The organism is Microbacterium sp., assembly GCF_031988965.1.
Classification (GTDB): domain Bacteria; phylum Actinomycetota; class Actinomycetes; order Actinomycetales; family Microbacteriaceae; genus Microbacterium.
In genome coordinates this window covers 19,540-38,726 of record NZ_DALZXX010000015.1, presented here as the reverse complement: position 1 = coordinate 38,726, position 19,187 = coordinate 19,540, and the positions used below count along the sequence as shown (strand labels likewise).

General features: G+C 67.6%; 21 protein-coding genes. 11 read left to right on the top strand and 10 right to left on the bottom strand.

What is annotated here, in order from left to right:
- The coding region (locus RTM68_RS05745) for an AI-2E family transporter (protein ID WP_312169146.1) at positions 1 to 455 on the top strand (455 nt) is incomplete at its 5' end.
- On the top strand, positions 452 to 1,681 hold the full coding sequence (gene ilvA / locus RTM68_RS05740; RefSeq protein WP_312169142.1) for a threonine ammonia-lyase: 1,230 nt from the start codon (positions 452 to 454) through the stop codon (positions 1,679 to 1,681). The genes RTM68_RS05745 and ilvA, both read left to right, overlap by 4 nt.
- Positions 1,682 to 1,752: 71 nt before the next feature.
- Here ilvA and greA read toward each other — a convergent pair whose 3' ends face one another.
- Entirely contained in the window at positions 1,753 to 2,244 is a 492-nt protein-coding gene (gene greA, locus RTM68_RS05735) for a transcription elongation factor GreA (protein WP_194764803.1), read from the bottom strand.
- 96 nt (positions 2,245 to 2,340) lie between these two features.
- Entirely contained in the window at positions 2,341 to 2,727 is a 387-nt protein-coding gene (locus tag RTM68_RS05730) for a DUF4307 domain-containing protein (RefSeq protein WP_312169139.1), read from the bottom strand.
- A gap of 69 nt (positions 2,728 to 2,796) precedes the next feature.
- Between RTM68_RS05730 and RTM68_RS05725 the strand changes: the two genes are divergently transcribed.
- A complete protein-coding gene (locus RTM68_RS05725; protein WP_241797340.1) occupies positions 2,797 to 3,081 on the top strand; it encodes a hypothetical protein in 285 nt (94 codons plus the stop codon).
- 21 nt (positions 3,082 to 3,102) lie between these two features.
- Here the strand turns inward: RTM68_RS05725 and RTM68_RS05720 are convergent, their stop codons facing one another.
- Positions 3,103 to 3,831, bottom strand: coding sequence for a hemolysin III family protein (locus RTM68_RS05720; RefSeq protein ID WP_396654194.1), 729 nt, complete (start codon positions 3,829 to 3,831; stop codon positions 3,103 to 3,105).
- Positions 3,832 to 3,928: 97 nt separating this feature from the next.
- On the opposite strand from RTM68_RS05720, the gene RTM68_RS05715 reads away from it, so the two are divergent.
- From RTM68_RS05715 to RTM68_RS05700, 4 genes are all read left to right on the top strand, one after another.
- Positions 3,929 to 4,708, top strand: a complete 780-nt coding sequence (locus RTM68_RS05715; protein ID WP_312169159.1) for an isoprenyl transferase — start codon at positions 3,929 to 3,931, stop codon at positions 4,706 to 4,708.
- A gap of 246 nt (positions 4,709 to 4,954) precedes the next feature.
- Positions 4,955 to 6,334, top strand: coding sequence for a PhoH family protein (locus tag RTM68_RS05710; protein WP_396654192.1), 1,380 nt, complete (start codon positions 4,955 to 4,957; stop codon positions 6,332 to 6,334).
- A 139-nt stretch (positions 6,335 to 6,473) separates the two neighbouring features.
- On the top strand, positions 6,474 to 8,705 hold the full coding sequence (locus RTM68_RS05705) for a carbon starvation CstA family protein (RefSeq protein ID WP_312169135.1): 2,232 nt from the start codon (positions 6,474 to 6,476) through the stop codon (positions 8,703 to 8,705).
- Complete coding sequence (locus tag RTM68_RS05700) at positions 8,705 to 8,911, top strand: YbdD/YjiX family protein (RefSeq protein WP_312169133.1); 207 nt, start codon at positions 8,705 to 8,707, stop codon at positions 8,909 to 8,911. The genes RTM68_RS05705 and RTM68_RS05700 overlap by 1 nt, the downstream gene beginning before the upstream one ends.
- A 120-nt stretch (positions 8,912 to 9,031) precedes the next feature.
- Here RTM68_RS05700 and RTM68_RS05695 read toward each other — a convergent pair whose 3' ends face one another.
- The 6 genes from RTM68_RS05695 to xseA form a co-directional block, all read right to left on the bottom strand.
- Positions 9,032 to 9,439 (bottom strand): DUF559 domain-containing protein, encoded by a 408-nt coding sequence (locus RTM68_RS05695; protein WP_312169131.1) that lies wholly within the window; start codon positions 9,437 to 9,439, stop codon positions 9,032 to 9,034.
- Between the two features lie 628 nt (positions 9,440 to 10,067).
- Positions 10,068 to 11,486: a class II fumarate hydratase gene (locus tag RTM68_RS05690; protein ID WP_312169128.1), complete on the bottom strand. Its 1,419-nt coding sequence runs from the start codon at positions 11,484 to 11,486 to the stop codon at positions 10,068 to 10,070.
- 113 nt (positions 11,487 to 11,599) lie between these two features.
- Complete coding sequence (locus RTM68_RS05685) at positions 11,600 to 12,250, bottom strand: carbonic anhydrase (RefSeq protein ID WP_312169126.1); 651 nt, start codon at positions 12,248 to 12,250, stop codon at positions 11,600 to 11,602.
- 5 nt (positions 12,251 to 12,255) lie between these two features.
- Complete coding sequence (locus tag RTM68_RS05680; protein ID WP_312169124.1) at positions 12,256 to 12,894, bottom strand: DUF4245 family protein; 639 nt, start codon at positions 12,892 to 12,894, stop codon at positions 12,256 to 12,258.
- On the bottom strand, positions 12,891 to 13,130 hold the full coding sequence (locus tag RTM68_RS05675) for an exodeoxyribonuclease VII small subunit (protein ID WP_312169122.1): 240 nt from the start codon (positions 13,128 to 13,130) through the stop codon (positions 12,891 to 12,893). Before RTM68_RS05675 ends, RTM68_RS05680 begins: the two co-directional genes overlap by 4 nt.
- Before the next feature lie 31 nt (positions 13,131 to 13,161).
- Complete coding sequence (xseA, locus tag RTM68_RS05670; RefSeq protein WP_312169119.1) at positions 13,162 to 14,454, bottom strand: exodeoxyribonuclease VII large subunit; 1,293 nt, start codon at positions 14,452 to 14,454, stop codon at positions 13,162 to 13,164.
- A 53-nt stretch (positions 14,455 to 14,507) separates the two neighbouring features.
- Between xseA and RTM68_RS05665 the strand changes: the two genes are divergently transcribed.
- The 3 genes from RTM68_RS05665 (at position 14,508) to RTM68_RS05655 (ending at position 17,160) form a co-directional block, all read left to right on the top strand.
- Entirely contained in the window at positions 14,508 to 15,587 is a 1,080-nt protein-coding gene (locus RTM68_RS05665) for a 4-hydroxy-3-methylbut-2-enyl diphosphate reductase (RefSeq protein ID WP_312169116.1), read from the top strand.
- A 2-nt stretch (positions 15,588 to 15,589) separates the two neighbouring features.
- Positions 15,590 to 16,381, top strand: a complete 792-nt coding sequence (locus tag RTM68_RS05660) for an IclR family transcriptional regulator (RefSeq protein WP_312169114.1) — start codon at positions 15,590 to 15,592, stop codon at positions 16,379 to 16,381.
- 251 nt (positions 16,382 to 16,632) lie between these two features.
- Positions 16,633 to 17,160 (top strand): DUF6264 family protein, encoded by a 528-nt coding sequence (locus RTM68_RS05655; RefSeq protein WP_312169112.1) that lies wholly within the window; start codon positions 16,633 to 16,635, stop codon positions 17,158 to 17,160.
- Positions 17,161 to 17,223: 63 nt separating this feature from the next.
- Here RTM68_RS05655 and fbaA read toward each other — a convergent pair whose 3' ends face one another.
- Positions 17,224 to 18,252, bottom strand: a complete 1,029-nt coding sequence (fbaA, locus tag RTM68_RS05650) for a class II fructose-bisphosphate aldolase (RefSeq protein ID WP_241797327.1) — start codon at positions 18,250 to 18,252, stop codon at positions 17,224 to 17,226.
- 182 nt (positions 18,253 to 18,434) lie between these two features.
- Between fbaA and glpX the strand changes: the two genes are divergently transcribed.
- Positions 18,435 to 19,187 (top strand): class II fructose-bisphosphatase (gene glpX, locus RTM68_RS05645; protein ID WP_312169109.1); only part of this gene is annotated, 753 nt, incomplete at its 3' end.

Genomic DNA, 19,187 nt, shown 5'->3' with positions numbered 1-19,187 from the left:
ACGCGGTCGGCATCGGAGTCGGCGCGGCGCTGCTCGGCGTCCCCCTGGCGATCCCGGTCGCCGTGCTGGTGTTCCTCGGTTCGTTCGTCCCGATCGTCGGTGCCGTCGTGACGGGCGCCATCGCCGTGCTGCTCGCCCTCGTGTACAACGGCCCGTGGATCGCGCTCGCGATGCTGGCCGTGGTGCTCGGCGTGCAGCAGCTCGAGGGCCACATCCTGCAGCCGATCCTGATGGGGTCGGCGGTCAAGGTGCACCCGCTCGCCGTCGTCCTCGTCGTCGCCGGTGGGTCGATGGTCGGCGGAATCCCGGGAGCCCTGTTCGCGGTGCCGCTCGCGGCGTTCGTGAATGTCGCCGCGGTGACCGTCAGCACCGGCTCGTGGCGAACCGGCGACCAACCGGATGCAGACCTTATCTGGAGCACAGTTCCGCGCGAACCAAGACGGAGGAATCGATGAGCGCAGTCCCCAGCCTGACCGAGTTCGAGAGCGCAGCTCACAGTCTGGCTGAGGTGATCACGCACACGCCGACGCTGCCGTCGCGCGCGCTGTCCGACATTCTCGGGGCTCCCGTGCTGCTCAAGATGGAGAACCTGCAGCGCACCGGCTCGTTCAAGATCCGGGGCGCGGCGTATCGCCTGTCGCGGTTGAGCGCCGAGGAGCGCTCTCGCGGCGTCGTCGCGGCATCGGCCGGCAACCACGCCCAGGGGGTCGCTCTCGCGGCCCAGGCACTGGGAATCCCCGCCACGATCTTCATGCCCATCGGGGTGCCCGTGCCGAAGCTGCTCGCCACGCGAGGATACGGCGCCGAGGTCGTGCTCGAGGGTGAGACCGTGGCGACGTCGCTCCGCCTCGCCTCGGAGTTCTCCGAGCGCACCGGAGCCATGCTCATCCACCCGTTCGATCACCGCGACGTCGTCGTCGGTCAGGGCACTCTCGGACTCGAGCTGCTCGAAGACGCTCCCGAGGTCGACACGATCGTGCTCGGGATCGGAGGAGGCGGCCTCATCGCCGGGGTCGCCGCTGCGGTCAAGGCCAGGGCCGCCCAGCTCGGGCGCACGGTGCGCATCATCGGTGTGCAGGCCGAGAACGCCGCCGCGGTGCCGCCTTCGCTCGACGCCGGGCATCCGGTGGACATCGAGACCAGGCCGACCATCGCCGACGGCATCCTCGTGGCCCGCCCCGGCGCGATCCCGTTCGACATCATCAAGGACCTCGTCGACGAGGTCGTGACTGTCTCCGACGACGATCTCGCGCGCGCGATCCTGATCCTGCTCGAGCAGGCCAAGGTCGTCGTCGAGCCCGCGGGAGCCGCGGGTGTCGCGGCGATCCTCGCAGGCAAGGTGTCGGCGACCGGCACGACGATGGCCGTCCTCTCCGGCGGCAACATCGACCCGCTCCTGCTGCAGCGGGTGGTCTCGCACGGTCTCGCGGCATCCGGCCGCTACCTGACAATCCGCATCCCGCTGCCCGACCGCCCCGGTCAGCTCGCTCGGGTGTCGGAGCTCATCGCCGAGGCGGGAGCCAACGTGATCGAGGCCATGCACACGAGGCACGGACACGGACTGCAGATCAGCGAGGTGATCCTCGAGCTCAGCGTCGAGACCCGCGGTGCCGAGCACTCCGAGCACACGCTCGACACGCTCCGCCGTGCGGGGTTCGAGCCGATGATCGTCCCCGACTGACCCGACTCGGTCAGCCATACGAGAAGAGGCCCCGTCCATCAGGACAGGGCCTCTTCTCGTGCTTTCGGGGGTCAGCCCGTGTACGTCTCGACGTTCACGATCTCGACCGAGATCGAGCGGCCGTTCGGAGCCTCGTACGACGACTTCTCTCCGACCTTGAGGCCGAGGATCGCCTGGCCGAGCGGGCTGGCCTCGCTGTAGACGTCGAGGTCGCTGCCACCGGCCGCGATCTCACGACTGCCGAGCAGGAAGACCTCTTCACCGCCGGCGACCAGCGCGGTCACGACCGTGCCGGGCTCGACGATCCCGCGGCTGGCCGGAGCCTCGCCGACCTTCGCGGTCTTGAGCAGTCCCTCGAGCGTGCGGATGCGGGCCTCCTGCTTGCCCTGCTCGTCCTTCGCAGCGTGGTATCCGCCGTTCTCCTTGAGGTCGCCCTCTTCGCGTGCCGCCTCGATGCGCTTGGCGATCTCGTCGCGTCCCGTGGTCGAGAGGTGTTCCAGCTCGGCGACGAGCCGGTCGTAGGCTTCCTGCGTGAGGAAGGGAACCTGAGCGTCAGTAGACATGACGAAGCTCCTTCGTTAGGTACCCGCCCACGGTCCGCGGGGGATATGCCAAGACGCCCCGGCACGGTGCCAGGGCGTCGTCTGTCTGCGTCGAGTCTAGGCGACCCAGCAGGCCTTCACCAAACCTGTGGTGGCCTCGCCGACGGTCGGCACCGTCGCCGAATAGGTCTGCGAGTGGCTGTCCCCGGCCGGGATCTCGACGACCTTCCAGCCCACGACACCGAACTCCTCGTCGAGCGCTTCCACGACGCAGCCCACGTCCTTGCCCTGCACGCCGGTCACCTGGAAGCGCACCTCGACACTGTGCTCGTCGATCAGGTCGAAGCCGAGGTCGTCGGAGTCGACCGAGTTCATCTGGGTGGAGACGACGCTCCAGCCGAGGGCTGCGACCAGCGCCACCGCGGCCAGAATGCCCACGATCCAGGGCCATCTGCGTCGCCGGGTACGGCCATAGCGTTCGTCGAGCTGCTGTGCGGTCGTCACAAGGGGGGTCTTCCGGTCGTTAGGCTGGTGATTACAGGTTATGCGACCTGTGCGTGAAAGGCAGATTCCATGCTCGCTCTGACCGAGACCCCGATGCCGACGCCCTCGATGACGGTGGCTCCGGAGCTCGTCACCCCCGGCTTCGTGGGGTTCGCCGTCGTCGTGTTCATCCTGATCGCGGTGATCCTGCTGATCCTCGACATGAACCGCCGGATCCGCCGGGTGCGCTACCGCGAAGAGGTCCGTGAGGAGCTCGACGCGGAGGAGGCGGCACGCGCCGCCGATGAGGCCACGGAGACCGACGCCGATCTTCCCGTCGTCCGTGAGGGCGACGACGACCCCGAGAAGCGCTGACGCCGGCGCCCTCGAGTGCGATCAGGCCCCGAGCGAGGGGCTCAGCGGCTCGAGCGCGATGAGCAGGCAGGCCGTCCAGTGGCAGAGGAACGCGAGAACCGTGCACACGTGGAAGATCTCGTGGAAGCCGAAGTGGCCCGGCCACGGATTCGGCTTCTTGACCGCGTAGACGATCGCGCCGCCCGTGTAGAGCAGTCCACCGACGATGACGAGGATCATCATCGCGACGTTCGCGGCGAGCAGGTCAGCCATGTACATGACCGCCGCCCATCCGAGCAGCAGATACAGCGCCACGTAGAGCCACCGCGGGGCGTTGATCCAGAAGACCCGGAACAGTATTCCCAGCAGGGCACCGCTCCACACCAGGACGAGGAGCAGTGCGCCCTTCCCCGGCGGCAGGGCGAGCACGGCGAGCGGTGTGTACGTGCCGGCGATCAGCAGCAGGATGTTCGCGTGGTCGATGCGCTTCAGGATGACCTTGACCCTCGGGCTCCAGTCGAAGCGGTGATACAGCGCCGAGTTGCCGAACAGGAGCAGCGAGGTGGCCATGAAGACGGCGGCCGCCCATTTGGCGGCGCCGCCCTGCGCGAAGATGATGAGGAGCACGCCCGCGATGATCGCGACCGGAAAAGTGCCCGCATGGATCCAGCCCCGCCAGGTGGGTCTGATGTCCACCTGCGCATCATGGGCAGCCTCATCGAGAAGCGGCAGCTGGGGCAGATCCTGTGCTGAGGACTCGGGTGTGCTCACGTGCTCACTCTAGGCGGCACGCCATTCCACCAGGCGTACATATCCTGAGCGTCCACCCCCTGCCTTCCGAAGCGCAGCACGATAGCGTAGGGAGGTGATGACACGCGAGGGACAGGGGCGAGGGCCGCTGTACCGGCTTTACACCAACAGGCTGCGCCGCCATCTCGACCCCTCGACCGTGCCCCATCACGTCGCGATGATGATCGACGGGAACCGTCGCTGGGCGCGGCAGCTCGGATACTCCACGCCCGCCGAGGGCCATCGCGCGGGCGCGGCGAAGATGCGAGAGTTCCTCGGATGGTGCGATGAGCTCGGAATCCGCGTCGTCTCCCTGTATCTGCTGTCGAGCGACAATCTGCGCAAGCGCGATTCGGCGGAGCTCGCCGATCTGATCGAGATCATCGCGGAGCTCGCCGAGGCGCTGTCGCGTGAGGGCAACTGGCGTGTGAAGCACGTCGGCCGCGCCGACATCCTGCCTCCGGAGCTGGCGCGAGTCCTCGCCGATGCTCAGGAGCGCACACGAGACCACACCGGACTGCACGTGAATCTCGCCGTCGGCTACGGGGGCCGCAACGAGATCGTCGACGCCGTGCGCAGCATCGTCACCGCGCATCAGGCGTCCGGTGGGACGATCGAGGACCTCGCCGCGCATCTCACGCCCGAGATGATCGGCGAGCACCTCTACACCGGGGGACAACCGGATCCCGATCTCGTGATCCGCACCAGTGGTGAGCAGCGGCTGAGCGACTTCCTGCTGTGGCAGAGCGCGCACAGCGAGTTCTACTTCGTCGAGGCGCTCGGCCCCGACCTGCGTCAGGTCGACTTCCTGCGCGCCATTCGCGATTTCGCCGATCGCGACCGCCGGTACGGGCGCTGATCCGCTCCGGTCGACGGCCGGATGCCGTGTCCTCGGGCCGGGAGCCGCGCTCGTCTGGGCAGAGCACCTGCCGTTAATCAACACGTAACGAAACCCTGGCGTGTCGACGCATCGAAATGTCGGTGCCTGGTCGTAGCTTCTAGTCATCGGGCAAGGTGCCCGTCGGGTCGGCCTCAGGTTGACGACTCGTGACCCCCTGGTCGACTCGTTCGAACAACCGGGATTCTCCCGGGTCGGGAGTGGGTCGTGACCTCACGTACAGCGCAGCAGTCCAGCACCGCGCAGCAGTCCACCCGTAAGACGACGACGCGAGCCGCGTCCGCAGACTCCGATCAGGATCTGCGGACCTACGTGCTCGACACGTCGGTCCTGCTGAGCGATCCGCAGGCGTTCTTCCGGTTCGCCGAGCACTCGGTGGTCCTTCCTGTGGTCGTCATCACCGAGCTCGAAGGCAAGCGCCACGACCCGGAGATCGGCTACTTCGCTCGCCAGGCTCTGCGGCACCTCGACGACCTGCGCATCGAGCACGGTCGCCTCGACTTCCCCGTCGAGGTCGGCGAAGGCGGCACGCTCCGCGTCGAGCTCGCGAACACCGATGCGTCCGTGCTCCCTGCCGGCATCCGCCTCAGCGACAACGACACGCGCATCCTGTCGGTCGCGATGCACCTCGCGCAGGACGGTCAGGACGTGACGATCGTCTCGAAAGACCTCCCGATGCGCGTGAAGGCGGCGTCGCTCGGTCTGAGGGCCGAGGAGTACCTCGCCGAGCAGGCGGTGGACTCCGGCTGGACGGGCATCACGACCCTCGACCTCTCGGGCGACGAGATCAGCGACCTCTACGAGAGCGAAGTCGGCATCAGCGAGGATGCCCGTGGCCTTCCGGTCAACACCGGACTCATCATCCACTCGGAGCGGGGCTCGGCGCTCGGCCGTGTGACAGGCGACGGCGAGTACCGGCTCGTGCGCGGCGACCGGGACATCTTCGGGATGCACGGGCGCTCGGCCGAGCAGCGCATCGCGATCGATCTGCTGACCGATCCCGATGTCGGCATCGTCTCGCTCGGTGGACGAGCCGGAACGGGCAAATCGGCGCTCGCCCTCTGCGCCGGACTCGAGGCGGTGCTCGAGCGGCAGCAGCAGAAGAAGATCATCGTGTTCCGCCCGCTGTTCGCCGTCGGCGGCCAGGAGCTCGGGTATCTCCCCGGCGATCAGGGCGAGAAGATGGGCCCCTGGGGCCAGGCGGTCTTCGACACGCTCGGCTCGGTCGTCTCGGGCAACGTCATGGAAGAGGTCGTCGAACGCGGCATCCTCGAGGTCCTTCCGCTCACCCATATCCGCGGGCGGTCGCTGCACGACGCGTTCGTGATCGTCGACGAGGCGCAGTCGCTCGAGCGCAACGTGCTCCTCACGGTGCTCAGCCGAATGGGGCAGAACTCGCGAGTCATCCTCACGCACGATGTCGGCCAGCGCGACAACCTGCGGGTCGGTCGCCATGACGGCATCGCCAGCGTGATCGAGACGCTCAAGGGGCACGATCTGTTCGCGCACGTGACGCTCATGCGTTCCGAGCGCTCGGCGATCGCGGCCCTGGTCACCGAGCTCCTCGAGGGCGGCGAGCTCAGCTGAGACAGTCGGGGAGCGGATGCCGTGAGGTCGCGGCATCCGCTCTCGCATGTCGGGGACACGCCCCGGCGATCCGCGTTCCTTATCGCCGGGCCCAGGTTTAGGCTCGGGGCATCAACCGCAGACGATGGAGTGATGCGCGATGAGCGATGCGACGAAGACCGTGGATGACGAGCAGCTGCCGCCCGTGGCGGTGGATGAGAGACCGCGGTGGACGCCGCTGAAGATCGTGCTCTGGGCGGCGATAGCGATTCTCGGGGGCGTCGCGTGGACGATGCTCGCGATCGTCCGCGGTGAGACCGTGAACGCGATCTGGTTCGTGTTCGCCGCCGTGTGCACCTATCTCGTCTTCTACCGGTTCTACTCGAAGTTCATCGAGCGCAATCTCGTCAAGCCCGACGATCGGCGCGCGACCCCCGCCGAGTACAAGGCAGACGGCAAGGACTACGTCGCGACCGACCGTCGCGTGCTCTTCGGGCACCACTTCGCCGCCATCGCGGGTGCCGGTCCACTCGTCGGGCCGGTGCTCGCGGCCCAGATGGGGTACCTGCCGGGCACGATCTGGATCATCGTCGGCGTGGTGCTCGCAGGCGCTGTGCAGGACTACCTCGTGATGTTCTTCTCGATGCGCCGAGGCGGGCGCTCGCTCGGCCAGATGGCCCGAGACGAGCTCGGACGCTTCGGCGGCACGGCGGCGATCATCGCGACGCTGCTCATCATGATCATCATCACGGCGATCCTCGCCCTGGTGGTCGTGAACGCCCTGGGCGAGAGCCCCTGGGGTGTGTTCTCGGTGGCGATGACCATTCCGATCGCCCTGTTCATGGGTGCCTACCTGCGCTGGATCCGCCCCGGCAAGATCACCGAGGTCTCGCTCATCGGCTTCGTCCTTCTGATGGCGGCGATCATCGGCGGCGGCATGGTCGCCGAGACCGACTGGGGCCAGGCCATCTTCACGCTCGATCGCACGACGATCGCATGGGGCATCATCGTCTACGGCTTCATCGCCGCGGTGCTCCCGGTGTGGATGCTGCTCGCACCCCGCGACTACCTCTCGACCTTCATGAAGATCGGCGTGATCGTCGCTCTCGCCGTCGCGATCGTGTTCGTGCGTCCCGAGATCACGGTGCCTGCCTTCAGCGAGTTCGCGGGTGGTGAGACCGGGCCGGTGTGGGCGGGAGCACTGTTCCCGTTCCTCTTCGTGACCATCGCGTGCGGCGCGTTGAGCGGTTTCCACGCCTTGATCGCGTCGGGCACCACACCGAAGATGATCGAGAAGGAGAAGCAGACCCGCTTCATCGGCTACGGCGGGATGCTCATGGAGTCGTTCGTGGCGATCATGGCGCTCGTCGCCGCGATCTCGATCGATCGCGGGCTGTACTTCGCGATGAACTCGTCGCCCGCGGCGACCCTCGGCACGGTCGAGGGTGCGGTGGCGTTCGTGAACGGTCTCGGCCTGACCGGGGTCAACCTCACGCCCGAGATGCTCACGAGCACAGCTGAGGCGGTGGGAGAGGAATCGATCGTCTCGCGCACGGGCGGCGCCCCGACCCTCGCACTCGGCCTCGCGCACATCATGCAGCAGTGGATCGGCGGCACCGGCATGATGGCGTTCTGGTACCACTTCGCGATCATGTTCGAGGCTTTGTTCATCCTGACCGCGGTGGACGCCGGCACCCGCGTCGCGCGCTTCATGCTGCAGGACTCGGTGGGCAACGTCATCCCTCGTTTCAAAGACACCTCGTGGCGGGTGGGCGCGTGGATCTGCACGGCGGTCATGGTCGCCGGCTGGGGCGCGGTGCTCATCATGGGCGTCACGGATCCGCTCGGCGGCATCAACACCCTGTTCCCGTTGTTCGGCATCGCGAACCAGCTGCTCGCCGCGATCGCGCTCGCCGTCGTCCTGACGATCGTCGCACGCAGACGCACCTTCACGGTCCTCTGGGTGGTCGCAGTGCCCCTGGCGTTCGTCACCGTGGTCACCGTGACCGCATCCCTGCAGAAGATCTTCTCGACGGTGCCGCAGGTCGGCTACTTCGCGAACCACGTCGCGTTCCGTGACGCTCTCGCGGCCGGGGAGACCTCGTTCGGCACCGCGACGAGCGTCGCGGCGATGGAGGCTGTCGTCCGCAACACGATGATCCAGGGCATCCTCTCGGTGACGTTCCTCGTGCTGTCGGTGATCGTCATCGCGATCTCGCTCGTGAAGGTCATTCGAGCGCTGCGTCCCGGTCCCGTCGTCGATCACGAGGACCCCGAGCTGCCGTCGCGCCGGTTCGCCCCGGCCGGGCTCTTCGCCTCGGCGGAAGAGCGCGCGGTCGAGAAGCAGTGGGCGGCGCTGCCGTCGTCCGCCCAGCCGACGAGGGGGCACTGATGGTCGTCGCTGTCGCGGATGCTGCGCGCCGGGTCTGGCGGACCGTCGCCTGGTACGTGAACGGTGTGACGGGGCAGTCGCGGTATGCGGACTACGTCGCCCACGAGCGGACGCGACATCCCGATCATGAGCCGCTCACCGAGCGCGAGTTCTGGCGGGCGCACTATGCCGCACAGGATGCCGACCCCGGGACCCGCTGCTGCTGACCGCTGCTGACCGCTGCTGACCGCTGCTGTCGGGCCCGCCCCGATCTGCGGACATTGTCCCGATCTGCATCCACTTCGCGGCGGACTGCCCGCAGATCGGGACCGGGTCCGGGAATCGGGTCACGCATGGGCATTCAGGCGGGTGAGAGCCGCGAGGATCGCCGCCTGCACCGTGGGCCAGTCATGGATGACCTGTGCGTAGTCGAAGCGCAGGGTCTCGTAGCCGAGCGCAGATGCCGACGCGTCACGGACGAGGTCCTTGTGCCTGAGCGAGGCGCCGTCATGGTTCTCTTTCCCGTCCGTCTCGAGGATCAGTCGGCTGCCGAGCACGAAGTCCACACGGCCGACTCCGGAGATCGATACCTGGCACTCGAGGTGGATGCCGAGCACATGCAGACGCAGCCGAAGCAGCGACTCGAGGCCGCTGTCCGAGTGCGGCAGCGCGAGATCGACGAGCCACCGCGCGGCGGCCGGGATCATCGCTCGGATCCGGGCCTGTGCCGCTGTGGTGAGCAGTCCGAGACGCAAGGCTGACTCGTAGGCAGCGAAGAAGGCCTCATCTCCTGCGCACCGTAGGAAGTGCGCGAGGCGACCTCGAGGGTGGCCTGTCCGAGCGGTGGGACGCCGCGATAGTAGTGAGACACGCACCGGCACGCATCGTGAGGATGCGCGTGACGACTTCTGCCGAGCCAGACGTGCGGCACGCTCACGGGCGCGAGCACCCAGATCCCCAGGATCTGAAGAACACTCGCGCAGGTCAGTGCGCCTCCGTGGGCCGTGGCTGCTCGCACCTGACGATCGATTCGGCCGGACGCGAACACCCCATCACGGATGCGCTCGATCTCGCCCCGCCTGACGGCGCGCGACAACGCGCGTCGCGTGAAGCCGAGTGTCTGCAGATGGGCGCCGCGGGCGAGTCCGCCGAGGCGCGTGATGGTGTCGGCGGCTGAGAGCATGACTGAGATTCTGCGTGTCCACGACATCCGTCGAGACCGATCCGCACAGACTCGCGGTGCCGCCGTTCTCAACCGACATCGGTGCAGAAACAGACGAGCGCCCCGATCTGCGGAGCATGTCCCGATCTGCGCACCATCCACCAGGAACGGTGCGCAGATCGGGACGACGTCCGCGAATCGGGGCGCTCAGCGCGTCGAGATCAACCCGGGTGGGTCATCGACAGCAGGTCGAGCTTCTCGTCGAGCTGCTCGAGCGTGAGGTCGCCGCGCTCGACGTAGCCGAGGTCGATGACGGCGTCGCGCACCGTGATGCCCTTCGCGACCGAGTGCTTGGCGATCTTGGCCGCGGCCTCGTAGCCGATCAGCTTGTTGAGCGGCGTGACGATCGAGGGGCTCATGCCCGCGAACGCGGCTGCTCGGTCGAGGTTGGCCTGCAGGCCGTCGACGGTCTTGTCGGCCAGCACGCGCGAGGCGTTCGCCAGCAGGCGGATCGACTCGAGTACGGCGGTGCCCATGACCGGGATGGCGACGTTGAGCTCGAACGAGCCGGATGCACCGGCCCAGGCGACGGTCGCGTCGTTGCCGATCACGCGCGCGCACACCATCAGCACGGCCTCGGGGACGACGGGGTTGACCTTGCCCGGCATGATCGAGGATCCGGGCTGCAGGTCGGGGATGTGCAGCTCGCCGAGCCCCGTGTTGGGGCCGGAGCCCATCCACCGCAGGTCGTTGTTGATCTTCGTGAGCGAGACCGCGATGGTGCGCAGCGCACCGGATGTCTCGACGAGGCCGTCGCGGTTGGCCTGGGCCTCGAAGTGGTCCTTCGCCTCGGTGATGGGCAGCTCGGTCTCGGCGGCGAGCAGCTCGATGACCTTCTGCGGGAATCCGAGAGGCGTGTTGATGCCGGTGCCGGTCGCCGTGCCGCCCAGCGGAACCTCGGCGACGCGGGGGAGGGCCGACTGCACGCGCTCGATGCCGAGTCGCATCTGACGGGCATAACCGCCGAACTCCTGGCCGAGGGTGACGGGCGTCGCGTCCATCAGGTGGGTGCGGCCGGACTTCACCGCGTCCTTCCACAGCTCGGCCTTCGCCTCGAAGGCGACGGCGAGGTGGTCGAGCGCGGGGATCAGCGTGTCGATGAGTGCCTGCGTCACGGCGATGTGCACGGAGGTCGGGAACACGTCGTTCGACGACTGCGAGGCGTTCACGTGGTCGTTCGGGTGCACGTTCGCGCCGAGGATGCGGGTGGCGAGCGTCGCGAGGACCTCGTTCATGTTCATGTTCGACGACGTGCCGGAACCGGTCTGGTACGTGTCGACCGGGAACTCGGCGTCATGCGCGCCGGACGCGACCTGGTCGGCTGCCTGCGCGATCGCGTCCGCGATGGCGCCGTCGAGCGTGCCGAGCTCCTTGTTGGCGAGCGCCGCGGCCTTCTTGATGCGCGCGAGCGCGGCGATCTGGGTGGACTCGAGGCCCTTGCCCGAGATCGGGAAGTTCTCGACCGCGCGCTGTGTCTGCGCACCGTAGAGCGCGTTCACCGGCACGCGAACCTCGCCCATGGTGTCGTGCTCGATGCGGTACTGCGACTCATCGCCGCCGTGCTGGTGTGTGTCGGTCATTCCGAACCCTCCTTGGTTGCGGGGTCGTGCCCCTCGGTGTCGATTCTGGCTGAGTCGATGTCGGCTCAGCCGGTTCTCGACTGAGCGGTTCCCTGCCCAGTCGACTCCCCGGCTCAGTCGGTAGCGTCGGTGTCGATTCCGACCGTGATGATGGGCACCGCGGTGCCCTCGGACAGACGGTAGTTGGCGCCGACGATGCCCAGACGGCCTTCGGCGACCGCGTTGGAGATCACCTCGGACGACTGCAGCAGGTCGCTCACGGTGTTGCGCAGGTGCTCCTGACCGACCAGGTCGGCATCGATCTCGTCGACGGTCGTGCCGCCGTTCTCGACCAGGACCTTGCGGGCGGCGGGCACGATCGGCGCGATGAGCTTCCAGATGTGCGGGGGCAGGGGAGCGGCGTCGATGGCCGTTCCGTCGATGGCGGCGCGCACGGCACCGCACGAGTCATGCGCGAGCACCACGATCAATGGAACGTTGAGCACGGCGACCGCGTACTCGAGGCTCGCGACGATCGACTCCCCGATAACCTGACCGGCGTTGCGCACGACGAACAGGTCGCCGAGGCCGAGGTCGAAGATGATCTCGGCGGCGAGGCGCGAGTCCGAGCATCCGAACAGCGTCGCCACGGGATGCTGAGCCGCGGCGAGGTGCTTACGGCGGGCCACGTCCTGATTGGGGTGCCGAGGAGCGTCATCGACGAATCGCTGATTGCCCTCCTGCATCTGCTTCCAGGCGGCGGCGGGCGTGAGCGTGTCTGTCATGAGGGCTACTCCGAGAGTTCGCGGATCTGGGGGACGAGGGACTCGGCGAGCTCGGCAGTGGAGTCGGCCGAGCGCGAACCGTAGAGAAGCAGGTAGTCGTCACCCGCCTGGGTGCCGATCGCGTGAGTGATGTTCTGCTTCGCTCCGGCATCGCCCAGCTCGTAGACATCCCACTCCAGACCGCCGATCGAGGTCGTGTCGGTGGGTGCCGTGCCGTTGAGACGCTGCGGTGCCCACGACGAATCGGAGTCGAAAGCCTGCGCGATCTTGATGAATCCCCGCTCGTCCTCGGCGGAGGGTGCGAGGGTCAGATCCCAGACGAGTGGGGCGCCGGTGGTGAGCTTGGCGACGTTCACCCGCCAGAAGTCGCCGAGATCGGGCACGATGACCGGACTGTCGACGGTGGACTCGACGTCGCTCGCGATGCCGACCATGTCGACCGTCGGAGCGTTCGCGGGCTCGCCGCGCGGCACGGCGAACACGATCACCATCACGATGGCGAGGGTGACGATCAGAGCGGCGACCAGGCTTCGCACCGTCTGGCTCGAGCGGTACGCCTTGCTGGACGCGGCCTTGCGTGCGGCGGTCTCCTCGGGGGTCTCCGGACGCCCGAGTTCGGCGACGATGGGCGCAGGCTTGTTCATGACGCCGCCTCGTCAGAGTCGTCGGATGCCGCAGCACGTGCGGCCTCGAGGCGACGCTTCGCGCCGAGGAGCCATTCTTCGCAGCGGGCGGCGAGTGCCTCTCCCCGCTCCCACAGGGCGAGCGACTGTTCGAGCGTCGGCGAGCCCTGTTCGAGCTCGGACACGACCTTCACGAGCTCGTCGCGAGCGGCCTCGAACGACAGCGTGTCCACAGGGGTGTCGTTCAGCGCACTCACCCCTCCATCCTACGTGGTGCAGGCGGGGTGCTCATGCGGAGCGAGCGGCAGCTCCCTCGGCCATCTCGCCTTCGGATCGCACCGCCACCGAGCCGCGGTCGACGGTGATGGTGAGGGCGCTGCCGGCCGGTGCATCGGCCGCATCGCGAAGGATCACACCGCCGTCGAGGTGCGCGATCGCATATCCGCGAGCGAGGGTGGCCGCGGGCGAGAGGGCGCGCAGCGACGCTCGCAGCTCACTCGTCGTGCGGCCGGCAGCCTCGTGCTGCCGCGCGATGGCGTCGCGCCCCCGGGAGACCAGCAGCCAGATGTCCTGGGATCGCGATTCGATGATCGGGTCGGGGGAGCGCAGCGCGGGACGGGAGCGCAGCTGCTCCAGCTGGGCGATGTCGTGCGACAGCCTCTGGGTGAGCCTGGTGGTCGCGCGGGAGCGCAGCTGAGCGATGAGGGCGCGCTGTTCGCTGACATCGGGCACCACTCGTTTGGCGGCATCCGTCGGCGTCGAGGCTCGGAGATCTGCGACGTCGTCGAGCAGAGGATGATCGTTCTCGTGCCCGATCGCGCTGACGACCGGCGTCGATGCCGCTGCGACAGCTCTCACGAGCCGCTCGTCGCTGAAGCCGAGCAGCGTCTGCGGGTCACCGCCGCCCCGCGCGATGATGATGACGTCGACGTCAGGATCCGCGTCGAGCCGGGCCAGAGCGGCGAGGGTGTCGGGAACGCAGCGATCGCCCTGCACGGCGGCGTACTCGGTGCGGAATCTCACCTGAGGCCAGCGCAGCTCCGCGTTGCGGTGTACGTCTTTCTCCGCATCCGAGCGCTCGCCCGTGATCAGTCCGATCACGTGGGGCAGGAACGGGAGACGCTTCTTGCGCGAGGCGTCGAAGAGGCCCTCCTGGCGGAGTTGGAGCCGGAGCTTCTCGAGTCGCTCGAGCTGATCGCCGAGCCCGACGTGCTTCATCGCCGAGACGGTGAAGCTGAAGTCGCCGGCCTTGACGAAGTAGTCGGCCTTGACCGCGGCGACGACGTGATCGCCGACGGCCAGATCGCCGGGAATCCGAGGGCGGACGCTCGACCAGATCCGGATCGAGATCTGCGCGTCGGAGCGCGTGTCCTTGAGGCGGGCGAAGATGTTGCCACCGCGGACGTTCCACGACGTGATCTCGCCCTCGACCCACACCGTGTTCCACCGGGCGACGAAGTCGCGGATGGTTCCGTTCAGTCGGGCGACCGAGGTCGGAGCGTCGGCGGAGGAGTCGCGTGGAGCGACCGCATCGGCCGGTGGCGTCTCGCCGGGGCGTGTCGACGCTTCGAAGACCGTCATCCGTTCAGTGCACCTTCCGCTCCTGCTCAGGTTGTCGGCAGTAGAATTCTGGAGTGACCTCGACTGTCGTACATCTCCCTGCCCCGCGTGTCCCACGAGTGCGTGCGGCGACCGGGCGGCTTCAGGATAACCCGGTCGTCGGACACAAGCGTGTTCTCCTCGCCGCTCCGCGCGGTTACTGCGCGGGCGTCGATCGAGCCGTCGTCGCGGTCGAGAAGGCGCTCGAGCGCTACGGTGCACCGGTCTACGTGCGCAAGCAGATCGTGCACAACATCCACGTGGTGACCGAGCTCGAAGAGAAGGGCGCGATCTTCGTCGAAGAGGTCGATGAGGTTCCCGAGGGAGCGCACGTCGTCTTCAGCGCGCACGGTGTCTCGCCTGCTGTCGTCGATGCCGCCTCCGAGCGAGGTCTGCATGCCATCGACGCGACCTGCCCGCTCGTCACCAAGGTCCACCGCGAAGCGGTGCGCTTCGCCCGCGATGACTTCGAGATCCTCCTGATCGGCCACGAGGGCCACGAAGAGGTCGAGGGGACGGCAGGTGAGGCCCCGGAGCATGTGACGATCGTGAACTCTCCTGACGAGGCCGACACCGTGCAGGTCAAGGATCCGTCGAAGGTCGTCTGGCTCTCCCAGACGACGCTCTCGGTCGACGAGACGATGGAGACCGTCAACCGTCTCCGCACTCGCTTCCCCGAGATGCACAATCCGCCGTCGGATGACATCTGCTACGCGACGCAGAACCGGCAGGTCGCGATCAAGAAGGTCGCGGCGAACGCCGACCTCGTCATCGTCGTCGGATCGTCGAACTCCTCGAACAGCGTGCGCCTGGTCGAGGTCGCGCTCGAATACGGCGCCAAGGCCGCCTACCGCGTCGACTACGCCGAAGAGGTCAAGCAGGAGTGGCTGGACGGCGTCGCGACGGTCGGCGTCACCAGCGGAGCATCCGTTCCCGAGGTGCTCGTGCGCGAGGTGCTCGATGCGCTCGCAGGCGCCGGATACCAGGATGTCGAAGAGGTCAAGACTGCCGAGGAGGACCTGATGTTCTCCCTCCCGAAGGAGCTGCGTCAGGACTCGTCGGGCCAGCGGGATGCCCGCGCACTGGGAGGCCGCACTTCCGGCGGAAGCGCCTGACAGTGCCCGCCGCCGAGGCGGAACCCACTCTCATCGGGAGTGTGCAGCGCGCGCTGCGGCTCGTCGACATCGTCGCCAACTCCGCGCGTCCGCTGCCGGTCAAGACTCTGGCTGCGATCACCGGCCTCACGCCGGGGACGACCTACAACCTGATCCGCACTCTGATCCACGAGGGGTACCTCGCCAACGAACCCGATGGTCTGGTTCTCGGCGCGCGGTTTCCGACGTTCCGGACGAGCCTCGACTCGCGTGGCGTCTTCCTGGCTCGGGTACGTGCCGCTCTGCGGGAGGTCACGGAAGAGGTGGGGGCGACCGCATACCTCTCGCGATACAGCGACGGTGAGATGCACCTGGTCGACATCGTCGACTCGGCCCGCAGTCCTCGGATCGATCTCTGGGTCGGCATGGATTCCAGCGCCCATGCGACTGCCCTCGGCAAGCAGATCCTCACGGACCTCGCATGCGACGAACGACTCGACTACCTCTCCCGACACCGGCTCGAGGAGCTGACTCCCCGGACGATCAGCGACAGGCGCACGCTGCTGACCCACCTGGAGCACTCGCAGGGATTCGCCGTGGATCGGGAGGAGTACTCGATCGGGAACTCCTGCGTCGCTGTGCCGGTGATCGCGCCCGGCGTCACGGCGTCGCTCGCGATCTCGCTTCCCGCCGACAGCGCGGCGCTCGACGGCGCACTCGTCGCCACGCTCCAGCAGACCGCTCGACGTCTTTCCCTGCAGCTGGGCGCGGACGCCCTGGGCGGCGAGGGCCCTGGCGCCCAGGGTGATATCTGACCGCAGTTCATTATCTGAAGAATGCGGTCTGGCGAGCACGGACCCGGTTTCCTATCGTTGAAGGGTAGTCGTCAGTGCAAACGGCGCTACCGGCGAGTGAACGTCCCCAGCGTTCTTCGCCCACTTGGATGGCGAGTGTCCCCAGCACTGTCATCCGCGGCCCCGAGGAGTCCCCACTTCTCCGGGGCCGCCATCAGTTTCGGGCTGTCTCCCTGAGAAGCCCCCACTGCCGATCCGACTAGCATGCTGGAATGACGGATCAACGGCCCCAGTACGGCGAGATCGCGACACTCGAGGAGCAGCGCAGGGCAGCGGGGCTCCCGCCGATCATGGAGGTGGCTCCCGAGAGCGCTCAGGCATCTCCAGCGCAGCCTCCGACATCTCCGCGGGGCGCGGTACGGACGAGTCGTCCCGTCGACCGGTTCGTCACGATCGCTCTTCTGGCGTACGGTCTCGTCAACGTCGTCATGACCGGCCTGTCGTACCTCGACTTCTCGACGGCGATGAACGAAGTCATGACGGTTCTCGGTATCGACGGCGAGTTCACGAACTATGCGCAGGGCCGCCTCTGGGGCACGATCGCCGCGATCGTGCTCGCGGTCGGCTGGTCCGCGACCGCGTACCTCTCCATCCGCAGGCTTCGCAGCGGAAAGGTCACCTGGTGGGTCCCGATCGCCGGTGCGTTCGCGACGATGATCATCGCGTCGATCTGCGTCGCGGTTCCGATGATGGGAGACCCGGCGTTCGTCGAGTTCCTGACTTCTTCCGCGCTGCAGTGACGCACTGAATGCGAAGGAGCCCCTGACCCACGGGTCAGGGGCTCCTTCGCATTCAGGATCCGATCAGCTCTTCGACTGGCCGTACGAGCCGAGCTGGCGAGTCGACTCGACCACGCGGGCTGCCATGGCGGTCTCTGCGACCTTGCCCCAGGCGCGCGGGTCGTACTGCTTCTTGTTGCCGACCTCGCCGTCGACCTTCAGCACGCCGTCGTAGTTCTTGAACATGTAGTCGGCGATCGCGCGCGTGTACGCATACTGCGTGTCGGTGTCGATGTTCATCTTGATCACACCGTTCGCGACGGCGAGAGCGATCTCGTCGTCGGTCGAGCCGGAGCCACCGTGGAAGACGAGGTCGAGCGGCTTCGCGCCCGTGTTGTACTTCGCGGCGACCTGCTGCTGGATCTCGCCGAGCAGTTCGGGGCGCAGCTTCACGCCGCCCGGCTTGTACACGCCGTGCACGTTGCCGAAGGTGAGCGCGGCGATGTAGCGACCCTGCTCGCCCAGGCCGAGTGCCTGAACAGCCTGGTCGACGTCCGCGAACGTCGTGTAGAGGGCGTCGTTCGAGCCCTCGTGCGCGACGCCGTCCTCCTCGCCGCCGACGACGCCGATCTCGACCTCGAGGATGGCGTTGATGTTCTTCATGCGGGGGAGGAGATCCTTGGCGATCTCGATGTTCTCGGCGAGCGGCACAGCCGAGCCGTCCCACATGTGCGACTGGAAGATCGGGTTGCGACCGGCCTTTACCTCTTCTTCGGAGGCGGCGATGAGCGGCTCGACGAAGCCCGCGAGGGCGTCCTTCGGGCAGTGGTCGGTGTGAAGCGCGACCGTGACGGGGTAGTTCTTCGCGACCTCGGTCGCGTAGCGTGCGAACGCGAGCGCACCGGTCGCGCGGGCCTTGACGGTGTGGCCGGCGAAGTAGTCGGCGCCACCGGTTGTGACCTGGATGATGCCGTCGGAGCCGGCCTCGGTGAGACCCTGCAGGACGGAGTTGATCGTCTGCGAGCTCGAGACGTTGAAGGCGGGATACGCGAAGCCGCCGGCCTTCGCGCGGTCGAGCATTTCGGCGTACTGATCCGGGGTGGCGACGGGCATGAGAACTCCTGCGATAGGTGAAGCCGGGACAGCTGTCACTCTATCGGTGAGCGTGGGTCGATGCTGGCCGAGCGGTCTCCACACCGAGGCCCGCATACTCTCACGTTAAGAATGGCGATTCCTTCATCCCGCACGGTCCGAAAAGTGGCCGATCGGGCACCTCTCGTAGCTAGGCTGACCACATGGTGAGTCTTACGGCCGATCTGAGCCCCCTGCATCCCGACCGAAACCTCGCAATGGAGCTGGTGCGTGCGACCGAAGCGGCTGCGATCCGTGCCGTGCCCTTCATCGGACGCGGAGCGAAGGAGGCCGCCGACGGCGCGGCGGTCGACGCGATGCGCGCCTTCCTCGGCACCGTCGCGTTCCAGGGGCGGGTCGTGATCGGCGAGGGAGAGAAGGACAACGCCCCGATGCTCTTCAACGGCGAGGTCGTGGGCACCGGAACCGGGCCGCAGTGCGACATCGCGGTCGACCCGATCGACGGCACATCGCTCACTGCGGCGGGCCGACAGAACGCTCTTTCCGTGATCGCGGTGTCCGACCGCGGCTCGATGCTCGACGCCTCCAGCGTCTTCTACATGGACAAGCTCGTGACGGGCCCCGCGGGCGTCGGCGTGGTCGACATCCGTCTGCCGGTCGGCGAGAACATCCGCAAGCTCGCCGGCGCGCTCGGCAAGCCCGTCGATGAGATCGTGGTCTCGGTTCTCAACCGGCCACGGCACGAGAAGCTGATCCAGGAGATCCGGGATGCCGGCGCGGGAACGCGTCTCATGAGCGACGGTGACGTCGCCGGCGGCATCAACGCGGCGCGGCACGGCGCTCGCACCGACATGTGCGTCGGCGTGGGCGGCAGCCCCGAGGGCATCGTGACCGCGTGTGCGATCAAGGCTCTCGGCGGTCACATCCAGGGTCGCCTCTGGCCCCGCGACGACGAC